6 protein-coding genes are annotated in these 16156 nt (G+C 63.5%); 2 read left to right on the top strand and 4 right to left on the bottom strand.

The window, feature by feature from the left end; genetic code table 11:
* Positions 1 to 207: 207 nt before the first annotated feature.
* Positions 208 to 861: a hypothetical protein gene (locus tag ACWDPV_RS14005; RefSeq protein WP_348806959.1), complete on the bottom strand. Its 654-nt coding sequence runs from the start codon at positions 859 to 861 to the stop codon at positions 208 to 210.
* Between the two features lie 516 nt (positions 862 to 1377).
* On the opposite strand from ACWDPV_RS14005, the gene dnaB reads away from it, so the two are divergent.
* Positions 1378 to 3621, top strand: a complete 2244-nt coding sequence (gene dnaB / locus ACWDPV_RS14010; protein WP_348806960.1) for a replicative DNA helicase — start codon at positions 1378 to 1380, stop codon at positions 3619 to 3621.
* A 333-nt stretch (positions 3622 to 3954) separates the two neighbouring features.
* On the opposite strand, the gene ACWDPV_RS14015 is transcribed toward dnaB, so the two are convergent.
* The 3 genes from ACWDPV_RS14015 to ACWDPV_RS14025 form a co-directional block, all read right to left on the bottom strand.
* The gene (locus ACWDPV_RS14015; protein ID WP_449743458.1) at positions 3955 to 5619 is read right to left on the bottom strand and encodes a GTPase domain-containing protein; all 1665 of its coding nucleotides are present in this window, start codon (positions 5617 to 5619) and stop codon (positions 3955 to 3957) included.
* Entirely contained in the window at positions 5619 to 9410 is a 3792-nt protein-coding gene (locus ACWDPV_RS14020) for a GTPase (RefSeq protein WP_449743459.1), read from the bottom strand. Before ACWDPV_RS14020 ends, ACWDPV_RS14015 begins: the two co-directional genes overlap by 1 nt.
* 231 nt (positions 9411 to 9641) lie before the next feature.
* Positions 9642 to 11510 carry a GIY-YIG nuclease family protein gene (locus ACWDPV_RS14025; RefSeq protein ID WP_449743460.1) on the bottom strand — a complete coding sequence of 623 codons (1869 nt, stop codon included), beginning with the start codon at positions 11508 to 11510 and terminating at the stop codon, positions 9642 to 9644.
* 367 nt (positions 11511 to 11877) lie between these two features.
* Here ACWDPV_RS14025 and pglW point away from each other — a divergent pair, with 367 nt between their 5' ends.
* On the top strand, positions 11878 to 16155 hold the full coding sequence (gene pglW / locus ACWDPV_RS14030; protein WP_449743461.1) for a BREX system serine/threonine kinase PglW: 4278 nt from the start codon (positions 11878 to 11880) through the stop codon (positions 16153 to 16155).
* Position 16156: the final 1 nt, after the last annotated feature.

Here is a 16156-nt window from a genome sequence, read left to right on the forward strand (position 1 = left end):
TGTGTGGCGGGCTGTGGCGTATCTGCGATCACCCCGGCGGGTCGAATCCCCACCGGTACCTCCGCTGGTTGAGTAGCCCGAGACCGAGTCCTCCGCACGCTGACGCGGGAACGCCCCGTCCGCCTGTCGAGCTTGCGAGCGGTGTATCGAGATCACGTAAGCCGAAAGACGAAACCGCCCAACGCCTTACCGCGAGACCGCAACTGTCTACGGCAACTGATTCGATCCACGCAACCGAGGCGGCAGATACTGCGGCGCCGGATTACCACTGTGGCCCTTGGTATCCCACGCCGGCCAGTAGAACTTGTGCCATCCGGGGGTGAAAATCAGTGCGCGACCACCGGTTCGGCAGGCCACCTCGTCGGCGCGTGGCACGGTACAGGTGACGCCGGCTGCGGTGAGGCTCTGTCCCACCCGCAGCAGCGGCGGGCGGAACCCGCTGTTCGGACCGAACTTGTAGCTCGGGGTGTACAGGAAGCCGGTGCGTACCCACCACGGTCCCTGTTGGTCGGCGGTGATCGCGGCACCGAGCGTCTTGGCATCGGGGGTCGGTGCGGGAGCGGTCGCGGGCGCGCCCTGACAGCCGACGTAGCGCATCTTCGGCCCGATCTGGCAGTTCCACCGGCCGGTGGTGAAGAACGTCCGTCCGTTGTCGCTGTAGGCCAGCGACTGGAACGGCCCGGGATTGACCGGCGTGTAGAGACTCAGGTTGAACTCGGCGGGCAGTGGTGGCGCGGCGTGCGCGGGTGCCGCGGTCAGTGCGGGTCCGCCGACAGCCACCGCGGCAGCGGCAGCGGCAGCGACGACGGCGACCGCGCGCGACAGCCAGCCGAACCTGCGAATCGTGGACACGGCGTTCATTGCACCACAGCGAGCACGTCGCGACGGCGGGTTTCGTCACGTGGGCACCGTGCCGGTCGTGGCATTGGCCACACAAAGGTCTGGTCAACCCGCTCTCACATACTGTTCACGTGGTCGTAAACGCGAGGTGGTTGTGTTGCCGCGCAACACGCCCGGTATCGAGAATCAAGCGACACGCCGTGGCGTCGACAAACTCGTCTCTGTGGAATTCGTGCACACCCTCTGACCTGGTGATTGTCAGTCGATGGCGCTGAAACCGCCGATTCTGTCCACAAGTGCTGCACAGGCACCCGCAGGTGTACCCCACACCGTCCACAATTGGTGCACAGGTTGGTCCACAGGGCCGTTTGAGTCGCGGCAGGACAGCTCCTAAGGTCTGCTCTCAGGTGTTCTTCGGGGCCGCGATGATGTCGGGCGGGCGGCGATTCTGTCGGTGGTGCCGGGTAGTGAATATCTCGGAAGACAACAGCGGCCGGTTCAGCGAGATCGGCGCGATGTGTGTGAGAGGTAGGGTCGGTGGCGGTAGTCGATGATCGGGGGCACGGCGCATCGCGTGAATCCAACCGCGGTGGCGGTGGCGGCTTCGACGACGCGATCCCCGCCGAGGAGTTCGGCCGGCAACCCCCTCAGGACCTCGCCGCCGAACAGTCCGTTCTCGGCGGCATGATGCTGTCCAAGGACGCCATCGCCGACGTCGTGGAGAAGCTGCGGACCCAGGACTTCTACCGTCCCAACCATCAGGCCGTCTACGAGGCGATCCTGGAGCTCTACGGCAAGGGGGAGCCCGCCGACGCCGTGACCGTGTCCGCGGAACTCGAGCGGGCCGGTGAGTTGCGTCGTGTCGGCGGGGCGCCGTATCTGCACACCCTCATCTCGACGGTGCCGACCGCCGCGAACGCCGGCTACTACGCCGAGATCGTCGCGGAGAAGGCGATCCTGCGGCGCCTGGTCGAGGCCGGTACCCGTATCGTGCAGTTCGGCTATTCCGGCGCCGACGGCCAGGACGTCGCCGAGGTGGTCGACCGCGCGCAGGCCGAGGTCTATGAGGTCACCGAGCGTCGTACCGCCGAAGACTACGTCCCGCTCGAAGAGCTTCTGCAGCCGACGATGGATGAGATCGATTCGATCGCCTCGCGCGGTGGCCTGTCTCTCGGTGTGCCCACCGGCTTCGCCGATCTCGACAAACTCACCAACGGGCTACATCCCGGGCAGATGATCATCGTCGCCGCGCGTCCCGGTGTCGGAAAGGCACTCGCGCTCGACACCCCGCTGCCCACACCCGCCGGCTGGACGACGATGGGCCGGGTCGCCGTCGGCGACGAGCTGCTCGACGCGCACGGTCGACCGACCCGCGTGGTCGCCGCGACCGAGGTGATGACGGAACGGCCCTGCTTTGAGGTCGAGTTCTCCGACGGCAACGTTGTCGTGGCCGACGCGCAGCACCAGTGGGTGGTCGACATCGACAGCACCACCCAGGTGATCACCACCGAGGTGCTGCAGGATCACGCCGGCAGCGCCATCATTCGCAACACCAAGCCATTGGAGTTGCCGCGCAGGCGATTTGCGTACGGCCCCTACACCGTCGCGGCGCTGGCCGGCATGGCCTTCGACGATCCCGAGATCGGTATGCGCATCGACGCCGAGGGCGAGGTCGATGTGATGACGCTGATGGCCGACCTCGGTGGCCGGATTCCGCACGAGTACCTGCGCGGTTCGATCGCCCAGCGGCGGGCGCTGCTCGCCGGACTGCTCGACGCACGCGCCAGCGTCGATGAGGACGGCTGGATCACCGTGCCCGCTGCGACCCGGCACATGAGTGCCGTCGTAGCCGATCTCGTTGCCGGACTGGGCTATACGTATCGGCGGTCGGCCACCGGCTGGCTGCGTGTCGACGCCGACGACGATGTCTTCACCGTCCACCACAAAGCGGTGCGGCACAAGGAACTTCGACGACGTGCCGGTGTCCGCCGGGTGGTGTCGGTCCGCCCGGTCGACAGCGTGCCGGTGCGTTGCGTGCAGGTCGACAACGACGATCATCTCTACCTCGCCGGTGAGGCGATGGTGCCGACGCATAACTCCACTCTCGCCATGGACTTCCTGCGCTCGTGCTCGATTCACCACGGCATGACCGGCGCGATGTTCTCGCTGGAAATGAGCAAGACCGAGATCGTCATGCGCCTGCTGTCGGCGGAGGCGAAGGTGAAACTCGGTGACATGCGCGGTGGTTCGATGACCGACGACGACTGGACCCGCCTCGCCCGCCGCATGGGTGAGATCTCCGAGTCGCCGCTGTTCATCGACGACTCACCGAACCTCACGATGATGGAGATCCGCGCCAAGGCGCGACGACTCAAACAGCGCAACGACCTCAAACTCGTTGTGGTGGACTACATGCAGCTGATGACCTCGGGTAAGAAGGTCGAATCCCGTCAGCAAGAAGTCTCCGAATTCTCCCGACAATTGAAGCTGCTCGCAAAGGAACTCGAGGTTCCGGTGGTGGCGATTTCCCAGCTGAACCGTGGGCCGGAGCAACGTACCGACAAGAAGCCGCAGGTGTCGGATCTGCGTGAGTCGGGATCGCTAGAGCAAGATGCCGACATGGTCATCCTGTTGCACCGCCCCGACGCCTTTGAGCGCGACGACCCTCGCGCTGGTGAGGCCGATATTATCGTCGGTAAGCATCGAAATGGACCGACGGCCACGATAACCGTTGCCCACCAACTACATTTGAGCAAGTTTGTGGATATGGCGCGGGGGTAAGCAGCAGCAGCTGCTGCTGCTGCGGCATCGTGGTCGGGGTGGTGGTCTTTGTAGGTTCCGGCGCAAGTTGTCGGTTTCCGACCCCGGAGTCGGTGCGATTGTCGGCTAGATCGGTCATTCCGGACTCTGGTGGTGGTGGCTGGATATCGGGCTGGAACCAGAGGATCGCGATGCGCTTGGGTCGGAGGGGGGCGGCCTTGTCGGCAGCCGACGTGGTCGCAACGTTGGCCGGCTCGGGCGGCGGCGCAACGTGAATCAGGCTGTAGTGAAATCGAACTCAGTAGTGCGCACTGAACTGTAGAGGTGCAATCCTGTGTCGTTCGGAACCCGAGTTTAGTCACCCCCAAGTAGCGACTCGCCGACGGCGATAGCCGCCCGAAGCTGACTGACGGCCTCGCGTAGTTCGGCTTCTAATTGGACTTGGTCGGCGGTCTCCTCCGTGATCAGGGTGCGGGTATACCCGACATAGGGCTCCCACGTAGCACGAGCCTGGTCCGTGCATGAATCGATAAGGCTTTGGCGCTTCTGTGGGTTCTGCCGCCCCTGGGTTTGATCAACGTCCGTGGTCTGCTGTTCATCGATCAGTTTGGCGACCAGAACAGCCAGTGGCAGGGCCGCCTCCGCAGCGGAGATGTACCGACCGATGTTGGAGGTGCCCGCGCCGGCTGATCCGGTCGTCCTTCCAGTGGCAGCTGCTTTGCTGCCAGCCGCCGCTGTCCGACGGCCCGTGGCGGCCTTTGAGGCCGCGGTGGTGGTGCGTTTGGCCGCGCCTTCGTCTGTAGCGAGGGCTTTCATGATCTTGAGCACGTGGGTTCCCACCTCTTCGACACGGTCTGCTGTCTTCCCGGCAGCGGGCGGTGGATTGCCGGCTGTTGTGCTGCTGTGCAGTTCGGCGACCAGCGCAGCGAAGCCATTCCAGGAGGGTTGCCGGTGATCGCGCTCCACGGCCTTGCTGATGGAACGCTGTAGGCGCTGGAGATGCGAGTCGTGTTGCGTGAACCAATGAGTAAGGGAACCTTCGATCTCGGATTGTAGGTGTACGAGAGGAGTGTCTGGTCTGGACAACCATTGGTCGACAACAGACGCGATAAGGCCCTCGAGGCTGGCTTTTGCGGCCTGGTCAATCGAACCGAGTTCGCTCGCCCACGCGTCGCGGCGGGAAAGGCCTTGCGCGGCAACACGCGCATTCTCTTCGCATTTCGCAAGCTCGTCCCGCAGGATGGCGAGTGTATCTGCCACCGCAGTTGTCCAGTAGCGATCCGCGGCGGCCGCGCGGTAGTCGATTAGTGAGGCAGCAGTGACCCGCATTAGTTGGTCTCGGAGCGCATTCATGCCGTCCCACGAGCGGTACTTGTCCCAGACCGCAGCCGAAACGTCGTTGTCGGGACCCACTTCCTGGAAAGGATCTTGCGCAACGACAAAGACCGGAACGTCAGGACTGAGATCGAACAGATCGCGCAGTTCTGCGACCTTGCGCGCACACAGATCCTCATATCCCGCAAGGTTGTATTCCGGATCAGCACCAGCTTCATCGAATCGTGAAATGACGAACCACAGAGCACTCGCGGGCCAATTTCTGTTGATGAGCCTTCTGAACAGATCTCGGTCGGAGGTCACGAGTTGCGGCGTCACGACTGCGATGGCTAAGTCCGTCAGTCCGACGGCATCCAGCGCGCGAGATGAATTACTCTGTCCCCGAATATCTTTGGCATCTACAGCGAATCCAGGGGTATCGCGGACCAGGCAGTCGCCGATTTCTACAGAGTTGCTCTCAAATGTCTCATGCCGGGCGCTGATGGTGAGCCAGTCAGGCACCGACCGACCGGAGTCAATGAGCAGCCGGCGAAGCAAAGAACTCTTGCCGGTGTCGTACGACCCGACGAGCGTCGCAACAGGGCGAGAGTTTAGTGCGAACTCCTCCCAGGCCCGCGTGTAGCGACTTTCGGACCCGCCTGGAAGGTTGTCGAGCCACTCCTGCGCGGCGTTGATCTGCATCATCACATCTCCTCATCCTGGAACGCAGTCTGTAGCTGCAGCGCGCTCGATACCAGGCGGTCGGCTATCCCGTTCTTGAATGCAGTGGCATCGCGTAGAGCGATGAGTTCGGCCTCCTCGGCTGCGGTGCGTTCAATCAAGCTCCGGACTTCCTTCCTTACCCCATCGAGGAATCCGATTGGGCCCGAACCTTTGTCACCCTCCGTTATTTGAACCACGAGCTGAGTCGCCTGGTCTTCGATCATTTGAGTTGCCGCGTCTAGATTGTTTCGGTGGGTCTCGGACTTCTTGCTGTCATCGAGCATGCCTTTCGCATCTGCCGCAGCCGCCACGGCTCCCAATACAACCCCGAACTTCGCTACCCGCGCTCCGCCTTTGACAGCCCCCCATGGCTTGAACTTGTGGCCGAACTGCTTCCCAATCGCGTATACGGCGTCGCGGTTGCCGAGAATCTTGGCCGCCTTCGCCGCGTGCTCGGCCACGTTTCCGGCCCCTCCGATAATCCCGTCGACGGTCCCTGTGGCTCGGTTGGAACTGAAGTCACTGGCAGCAGTGGCATCATTAAGCGAATCAATCCCGCGGAACTCTCGTTCGATCATCGAGGCGTGCTCTTCTTGCCAGCTGAGCAGCTCTTTTTCGGCTGCGGCTGCGTAGCGGTCAATTGCTGAACGGAGGCGAGGGTCCTCGGTCCAGCTGTTCGCCACCCTGTCCAACCCAGCGTTGTCGCCTACAGCTACCTGATAGAGCTCTGTGGCGGCATTCAGGACTGCGGTGCCGGCGAGACGCTCAGCATTTTCAGAGAGGGACTTGTGTAGAACCGCGGCATCCGCCTCGGCTGCCGCCAGCGTGGCGATGGCTGAAGCGCGCTTTTGGATTGTCTTTGTGTAGGCGTCGAGTTCGGTGCGGAGAAAATTTCGGCGCCGTTTGAGCAAGGTCACCGCCGTGTCGAAACCCGCGATCAACGACCCGGCGGCCAGGGAAGAGTCAGATAGATCCGTGATGGCGCCGATGAGGGAATCGGTTCCATCCCACACTCGATTGGCTTCGAAGTCGTCTGCAGTGACACCCTCCGAGTTTCCGACAAGGCCGAACGGATCTGCCGCCACACAGTGGATCGAGGCTTCCTCGATGGTGATCGACTTCGCCGCAAGTGCCGCGATGAGTTCTTCCTTTTTTCGGTTTTGGAGGTTCAGGAATGCGTGTGGTTCCAGCAGCGGATCGGCTCCGAGTTCGTCAGAACGATTGATCAGAAAGATCAGCCTGTCGGCTTTGGCGGCGACCATCGAGGATCCGGTGGCGATCTCTTCAACGACGGCGGTGTTACCGACCAAGAGGTTCACGTGAACGACGACGAAAGTTAGCGATGACTCCGTTATCGCCGCGAATGCCCGATCGTCGTGGGAGGTGTTTCTGCTCTGGAGTCCGGGGGTGTCGATGAGTTCGAGGCGCGGGAACTCGTATCTCTGCTCGGTCGCAGTCGCCGGGCGAGCGAGGATTTCCAGTCCGTCCTGGTCGGCGAGATCTCCGGCCTCCAGCAGGATTCGTCGGATCAAGGAGGTCTTGCCTGAGTTGTAATCACCGAGCACAGCGAACGACGGCTTGTGTCGGGCGACCCGGCGCATTTCCTTCGCTACCTCTAGAAGGCTGCTGTCGTTCAGGCTGGCGTCGTCTAACTCCTCTGCCCACAATCTGATTGCGTCGGGTGATGGGCAGGTCCATGCTTTCGTGAAAGCCGTCCTCAGCGCGGAACGGGCCTCGGCCGCACGATCGAGATACGTGATTAGGACGGCTTCATCGAGCTCCCGCTCTGCCTCGTGGCGGTGATCGGATCGGATCCAATCCTCACCCAACAACAGGGTACGAAGCTCGGCTGATGACTCGGCCATAACTGATTGAGCCCGGGTGAGGATGCCTCCGACTGCGTGAGTAGTGGTGATTGATTCGGCTTGCTCAGTGAGTTGCTTAGCTAAGTGGAGGGCGCGCTGGTGAGCGTTGCGGAGTGCAATCGACTCCCGGAGCGACTCTGAGATTATCGGTGCGAGCGATCCCCACGACGCTGCCCGACTGCTCACAACGATCGCCTCTTCGTATGCGTCGTAGGTCTTTTCCACTGCGTCGGTGGCATCGGCGATCGCTTGTGCGCGTGCTTCGTTGGCCTTCTTCTGCGCGTCGACTTTCATCTTCTTGCCGAAGTGCTGTTGCACTTGGCCCGCGATGCCTACGCCCACGGCCGCGAGACCGACAGCCCATCCGGCCGGATTCCAGAAGTTCGCCACCGCGAACGGCACTGCCACCCCGGCCAGTCCGACAGCGATTCCAGCACCCCGCAAGATGTCACCGGCTGTGTGCTCCCCGCCGATACCCACAAAAGACGTGGTGTTGAGCAGGGAGGAGAGGTCTTGCTCGAAGTCCTGCTCCGCGGTGACCTCGAGTTCGCGGATAAGAAACTCGCCGCGAGCACCCCACGCGTCAGTGATGGCGGAGTCGATGGCCTGTTCGTTGAAGACTGCGGCCCTGAACGCTGCTTCGTCGATGGTTTGTTTCGTATCGAAGGCCTCTGCAATCTTCAGCTGAGCCTGAGTGTTGCTGTGTCGGCGTTGGGCAGCCAAGTGTGAAGCGGCCTGATGACGGACGAACCGGTCAAGGGAACCCTTGCCCAGGGAGTTGAAGGCGTGCCCCTGTAGGTTCTCTAACGTATCAAGGAAGTCGGAACCAGCTGCGCTGCTTTTCAGGTGGTTCTCGCGTTCACTGGCGGTGGGATATCCGATCACCGCCAGAATGGACTCGATTCCGTCTTCCAAGCGGCGAGCATCTGAGACGAAATCGTCGGCCATCGTGGCAAGCGTATGCGACGCCTCCCGACATCGTTCGCGGACGTCTTCGCGGAGTGCTGATAGTCGAATATCGCTGGCGCCCGACTGGATCGCGGTGGTGAGCAGCTGCTCGAGAGTTCGGATGTTGGACCACCGTGCGAGGTATTCGATGCCGAACTCGTCTCGTTCGTGTTGAAAGCTCTCGGGAGCCGGGCCACGGAAAGGCGTTGTCGCACGGGCGAAGAGCGCTCGCCTGCTTTGGATTGCGACCAGCGGGGTACTCCCCAGCCCAATTTGTGCGAGTTCGGTTCTGATGTTGTCCGCGTGCTGCCGGACGGAATCGCTGAGATGCTGACGTTGATCATCGGGGACGAGTGCTGGATGCCGCCACCTGCTATTACGCACATTGAGTACGGCCACAGCCGGCTTGCCATAGTTACGAATCCATGACGAGATCTTCACGAACTCCATCGCTTGCTGGTTCTGACTGTCGAAGCATAGGAGGACGATGTCCGCTGTCTCGACAGCCCGACGAGCCGTTGCCTCGAGATTCTCGCGGCTCTCTGTTCTGCCCCACCCGTTGATACCCGGGGTATCGAACAGTCGGCAATCGTGCCATTGGACGTGATGGACCCCGGTGGTCCAGTCACTTGCGCCAGGTGAGACGTACCCACCGTCGAGTCCGCCGAATGCGGACATGAGGGTGCTCTTGCCGGCGCCTGTCCGACCGAAGAAGACAATGTTGAACGAACTGAGAGCGTCCCGTTCGTGGTCGAGGTGCCGCCGCAGATCACGCATGAAGCCTCGGAGCAATTCGTCAAGCTGGCTGCTTGAGTCCGACGGGTTCGGCTCGTATCGCCTACTTCTGGCGATGTTCTCCGCGACTGCATCCGCCAGCGAATCCAAACGCGTCAGTTCAGCTCGGCCCTGCGCCACGGCTGTGCGTATCGACTGTTCAAACGTCGAACTCAGATCAGTCATGCACTTGTCCCCTCTGCTCCCTCTGCAAGGGGAAGGTATAACAGGGTGGACCGACATCAGATAGGCACACCAGAACACCCGCAGATGTGGATCGCGGAGACACGTCGATTAACGGGCGGTGGGTCTGATATACGATCGCTTGCGATCGGCACTGTTTGCCTGATCCCGCTACTACCTTGACAGAGTCCTGCGAATCCGCGACTGGCGTGGTGCTCGCCTCCATAACGGCCGTCAAACAGCCTCCCACGCCGCCGTCACCAGTTCAGGGCAATGCGTGATCTGACGTGTGGTCGGTGCCTTCCGCACGCGCATCAGAAGCAGTGTTGCTGTCGCCGCTGCGCGGGTGATGTGCGGATCGTTGAGGAGTCGCACCAGGGCAGCGAGGTTGGGGAAGTCGATGTTTAGGTTGTCCGGACCGGAGTCGTGGTAGTTCGCGGGGCTGATGTCGATTCCGGGGTGCTGGCGCTTGAGCCGAATGTAGGCTGTGTCCGGGTCCAGGTCGCCGAACAACGCGGAGCCGTTGACTTGTAGGAATCCTTCTAGCACATCGGTTTTGCGGTCCTTGAGGATGACGAAGGTCTCGACCATCCCGACAGTGAGGCAGCAGACAGTGCGCCAGCGGGCCGGTGGACCACCCCGCCCGGCTTTGAGTGGCGCGCTGATATTCCAGTAGTGCGCCTCGGTGGCATTCGGGTATGCGATACATCGACGCAGGTAGTCGCCGATCAGTCGATGGATCGTCCACGAACCATCTTTTCCTGCAACGGAATTGAGATTCGCGAAGTTCCTTGCTGATCCGGTGAACGCAGGATCAGCGAGATTCAACTGGCGTCCGAGGGCAATGTCGCGGCGGTTCTCGCCGCGGGGATCGTTGAGCCACGCAGTCTGCTCTGCGGTCGGGATCAGGTCGTTGAGTGCCGCAGTTCCCGATACGACAGTCATCTCTGATTTGTTGCGGGCGTGGAGGCCTTCGGTTTGGGCGGCGTGGATCAGCGTGCGTTCGTTGCGGAGAAGATGTCGCAAAGTACTGTCCGCAGAGGGTGCGTCTGCGTCGACCTTGACTCGGATGCTCGCAGTGTCCGAGTGCGTCAGCAGGTGCTGCGCCAAGCGTCTGTCGATTGATATCGATTGTCCGACATAGCATTCTCCGTTCTCGAATTCAAGTAGGTAGTATCCGGCACTGCCGTGTCCCTGCTTCTCGAGCAGTGCCTTCACCGCTTGCGGAGTTGCTGGCCGGACCTCGTCTACGAAGTCGTACTTCGTCGCCCACTGGCTGATTCTCGCCCGCCGATCGGCAATCTCGGCGTCGCTGGGCGCTGGCACCGGTGTGAGCGAGATATTTGATGACGGGCTGGGTGCGCTTCCGAAGGTTTTCAGTGGCTGGTCCACGTCGGGCGCCAGTGTCCACGAGGGTGCGATGGCGATGGCGTAGTCGTTGAGCGTCGAGTCGGTCCGATCCCAGACTTCGTTCCTGACGTGGAAGCCCAGAACGGCGAAGTCCCACTCGTCAGGATCACGTTCTTGCCAATCAGCGATTATCTCGACGGTGCCCGGCACTCTACCAAGTGCTCGTTGGATTGCTTTGTCGTGCAATCGATCCGTGGAGGGCGCCTGTGCGCGGACGTGTATGCCGCCGGATTCCATAGCCGAAGCCGGCACGGTGTAGCTGACGGTGACACGCCAGCCGGTTGCAATCAGCGTTTGAACGAGTGTCATTGGCCGGTGGTGTATTTCGGTGATCTCGACGTAGTATTCGTCCACTTTGGCCGCCGCGAGCGTGACCAAGTCTTCGGGAAGCGCACCAACATCACGAAAGCGCCGAGGGCTCAGGAATGTGGGAGCTGAACTCAGCTCAGTTCCTGGATCTGGTTCGGGGGAATTATCGAACGCGTCGAGTTCGCGGGTCCTGGTCCAGACTGCCCCGTCATAGGTGAATATTGCCAGGGACCCGTCGGAGTCGGTGAGCATTACTGAGAGCCCCTGCTCGGTGCGCTCGATCCACGCTGTGAATGGCTCTCCCACGAGCGCAAGCATCTGGAGTTGGCCGGAGATCGCATCTGCGAGGATCGGCGTGATGGCGGCAGGTTCTGTTGCGGTCACGCCGCGGCTCCTCTCAGCACGGCACCACCGGCGCCGTGCGACGGGTACGTTGCGAGACACTGTTGCTCGCGGCGTTCGGCCCGCTTCTCCCAGACGTGCTCGACTACCCCGCTCGCACGACTCCGCAGTTGAGCGCGCAGTCCCATTCGTACTCCTCACCTGCGCCGGAGTGGCGCGACGTCGAGCGCGAGTCTGGCACATACCACCGACACCAGCACGGGATCGCCGAAACGGCGGCCGTCAAGGATGGAAATGTCCTCCAACAGGGGGAATATTCACTGCGCGCAGGGGGGGTGATGTGGACCCGCTCCGCTTCGTCACAGCGGCAACGCTAGATTGAACCAGAACCAGGGACGCGTTCACGGAGGTGCAGTCAGTGCAGGACGAGCGGTGGGTCGAGATCTCGCCATCGCAGTTCGAGCATGAGGCGAAGGGCCTCGAGTACGTCAAGCAACTCCTGCCGGACGGTCCGCCGTTTCGGGCGTGGTCGAACTTCGAGTTCCGCGACAACCGCGGCCGCTGGCATGAGGTTGACCTCCTCGTCCTCGCCACCGACACCCTCTACCTGATCGAACTCAAGTACTACAAGGGCGTCCTCAGCGGCAACGACCGTGTCTGGCGGCGTCCAGGCAATCGGTCCGAGGATTCGCCGTTGCTGCTCGCCCGGCGCAAGGCGCAGTACTTTGCCTCGCTCCTCAAGGACCAGATCGTCGAGAGACTCGGAGATCGCAGCGCGGCCGGCACCGTCCCGTACGTCCAAGAACTGGTTTTCCTCCACCACCCGGACATGGTGTGTGAACTGCCGACCAAATCACGGATCAATCTGTACGGGCTCGACGGCAACGAACGACGCAGCGGCCTCCCCGGCATCGGGGAACGCCTGCTGCAGACCGCCCGGCACGAGGCCGTCAAAGAGAACCAGTCCCGGTTGATCGCCGCGCTGATGCAGGCGATCGGGTTGGTGCCTCGCCGACAGCGCGAGGTCGGGTCGTGGGTCATCGACGAACAACCCCTGGGCGACGGCGAGGGCTGGCAGGACTGGCCGGCGTTCCATCATGTCAACGCCCAGCAGTCGGCCCGTATCCGCTTCTACCTGCCGCGTCCCGGCGCAACGTCGACCGATCAACACGCACAGGCCCGAGCCGTCGAGCACGAATACCAACTTCTGGCCAGGCTGCGACACGACGGACTTCAGGTGCCCGTCGACGTCGTCAAAGATCCCGAGTTGGGTATCGGTCTGGTGTTCGCCCAGTCGAACGACGACGAGCGACTCGACCTGTGGCTGACCGATCACCGCGACACCCTCGCCATCGACCGGCAACTCGACCTCATCGCCGAGATCGCCGAGATCGTCCAGTACGCGCACCGCCATCGCGTGGTGCATCGCACGCTCAATCCGCGCGCCATCATGATCCGCACCCGTGGCAAGAACCTCCTGCCGCAGGTCACCGACTGGGACACCGCCGGAGTGTTGCCGGCGAACGCTGAAGCCGGGGTCACCCGCCTCACCGCCGGCGCCCTGAGTCTGATGGCCGGCGCGTTGAGCGATCAGGCCCGGCTGTTCGCCGCACCCGAGGACCTCAAGTCCACCGACCCGGCCCGCCTGGACATCTTCGGCGTCGGCGCCCTCGCCTTCTACATCCTCACCGGAGCCACCCCACCGGCCGCCGACCGCGGTGCACTCATGGACCGCCTGCGCCGCGACCACGGCCTGGACTTGGCGGCCGAGATGCCGCAGGTTCCGTCGGCGCTGCGTGAGTTTGTCCTGAAAGCCACCAATCCTGTTCCGGCCGAACGCTTCGACACGATGGCCGATCTCCTCGACCATCTCGAGGACGTGCGCCGTTGCCTCACCCAGCCCGACGGCGAGACCGACCCACTCGAAGCCGGCCCGGGTGATGACCTCGCCGACGGCCGGTTCGAATACAAGCGCCGCCTCGGCGCGGGATCGACCGCGGTCGGCATCCTGGTGATCGACCGTCGTGCCGGCAACGCCGAACGCGTCCTCAAGGTCGCCCGCGACGACGAGGCCGCCCACCGGCTGCACGCCGAAGCTCAGCTGCTCGGCAAACTCAACGACCCGCGCATCGTGCAGTTGTCGTCGGAGGAGACCGTCGGTGGACGCGAGGCGCTGGTCATCCAGTACGCCGGTCGCACCACACTCGCCGAAGAACTCAGCACCAAGGGCGGCCGACTCTCCATCGACCTGCTCGAACGATGGGGCGCCGACCTGCTCCGCGCCCTCGTCGCCCTCGAACGTGCCGGCGTGATGCACCGCGACCTCAAACCCGCCAACCTCGGGGTATTCGCCTCCAGCAACCGCTCCGACGCCCACCTGGTGATGTTCGACTTCTCCATGGCCGGTGTCGACCCGCGCAACATCGAAGCGGGCACACCGCCCTATCTCGACCCGTTTCTGGGGCTGGACGGCCGTCGCCAGTACGACACCGCAGCCGAACGCTACGGGGCCGCGGTGGTGCTCTTCGAAATGGCGGCCGGACACGCACCGCAGTACGGCACCGACCCCCAGGTGAACCCCGCGACCATCGACGACGACGTCTCGATCAGCGCCGACATGTTCGAAACGGCCGTCGCCCCAGCGCTTTCCACCTTCTTCGCCTCGGCCCTGTCCCGTGACGCCACGCGGCGCCCGGACACCGCCGAAGACATGCTGCGCGACTGGCGACGCGTGTTCACCGACCTCGACGCCACCCCGACGAAAGAACCGGCGTCGACGGAAAAGATCAGCGCAGCAACCGCTCTCGATAGCACCGGTCTCAGTGCTCGGGCGGTGTCGGCACTCGCAGCCGCGCAGGTCACCACCGTGGCGGAGCTGCTGGCCCTCGACACCACCCGCCTCAACCGTCTGGTCGGCAAGGAAGCCAAGCCCACCCGCCGCGAGATCATGGACCGCTACCGGGCCTGGGCCAAACAGCTCGACGTCACCGGCGCACGACGCGCATCCGAGAGTGGTGACGCACTACTCGGCCTGGACGAGGCGGTGACACTGCTGCTGCGCAGCGTGGGCAGTGGCCGCGCGAGCACCCGACGGCACGCCGCCGAACTTCTGCTGGGCACCAAGCCCGGGCTCGACGCCTTCGCCAGTGGCCACGAACTGGCCGGAGCGCTCGACAAGACACTGCCCCGCGGACATCAACTCCTCAAAGAACTCCAGGCCGACTGGTCCGACAACGACGACACCCGCGTCCTGCTCGACGCGATCATCGATCTTGCCGACACCGCATTGCGTGACTCCGGGGGTGTTGTCGCCATTTCGACGCTCACCGCCGAAATCCGGGCCAGGCTCCCGCAAACCCCCGCATCGCCGACGGATGTCGCGGCCCGCGAACGCAGCGAACGCTCCGCGGCCGGGCTGCTGCGCGTCGCCTACGACCGCCTCACCGAACATGAAACCGCCGAAGGCGCCCGCCACTTGATCCGCCGACGCCACGGCGGACGTCTCGCCCTGGTGGCCGAGGACGAACTCCTGCTCGCCGGTGCCGAGGCCGCCGGCAAACGAGCCGACGAACTGGTCGCCGCCGCCCGCACCTCGGGAATGGCCCACACCAGCGTGATTCCCGCCGCCACCGCAACCCGCGAACTCACCGCGGCATTCACCCGCGCGTACCGCTCTGCGGAAGGACCGGACGCGCAGGTTCCGGTACCCGCCGACACCCGGCTGGTGCGGCTGGCCGCAACCATCTCGCGGCACAGTGCGGTGTCCGGTCGCGGCGAACTGCATGCACGCACCATGGATCCCGCGGCCGCTCTGCATCTCGCCTTGAGCGGACTGGCGCAGACCGAACATCTCGCGGCCTCCGAGGTGCGTTCCCGATTCGCGGCACGGTTCCCCGACCTCGATCGGTTACCGCCACGTCCGCACCTCGATCCGATCGTCGAACGCGCCGGACTCGGATTGTCCTGGGACGGTTCAGGTTACCGATACGACACGCAGGCGCCGCCGAGTCAAACCTCACTCAACACACGTCCCGCCACCCGCACCGGGGATGAACCCGATGACGACGACGCCCGGTGGGTCGGCGGCGACGTCAAGGCTCAGCAGGACGTCATGTCTGCGTCGTTGCGGGAGAACGGTTTCGTCGTGATCGGTGTGCCGGTGTATCGGCCCGACGATCACACCGCCGTCGCGAGTTCCCTCGCCGAACACCATCACGGCCAGATCGTCGACGTGACCGGTGAGATCGTCGACGCCATGCGCGAATTCGCAACAGCCAAAGGTCTGCCGTGGGATCTGGTGCGCAGCGCCGACGCCGCCGACACCGGCAGCAGAGACGCCCGCGGGTTGCGCGCCGTCCTCGATCAGGTGATGCCGCAGGTGCGATCACACTGGAAGCACCAGGTGTTCGGCGACGAACAGACCGGCACCGGCCCGCTGGTGTTGACCGAGCTCTCCCCACTGACACGGTACGGATACCTCGACATCCTGGCCGAGTTCAGTGACCTGTCCGCGCCTCGGCGCCGACCGGTGTGGGTGGTCGTCCCACAGATGCGCGGGCAGCGAGGCGCAATCGTCGACGGCAAGCCCATCCAATTGGGCTCGCCCGGTGGTCAATTCGTGGTGTGGACGCAGGCGACGGAACGCGTCGTGCAGTCCGACGACAAGAGTGACAGCAAGGTGGTCTGAC

Source organism: Gordonia sp. NPDC003504, from assembly GCF_053587995.1.

Excerpts from the sequence above, each read along its gene's own strand:
- ACWDPV_RS14015 (WP_449743458.1), bottom strand. The coding sequence starts at position 5,619 with ATGATGCAGATCAACGCCGCGCAGGAGTGGCTCGACAACCTTCCAGGC.
- ACWDPV_RS14005 (WP_348806959.1), bottom strand. The coding sequence starts at position 861 with ATGAACGCCGTGTCCACGATTCGCAGGTTCGGCTGGCTGTCGCGCGCG.
- ACWDPV_RS14020 (WP_449743459.1), bottom strand. The coding sequence starts at position 9,410 with ATGACTGATCTGAGTTCGACGTTTGAACAGTCGATACGCACAGCCGTG.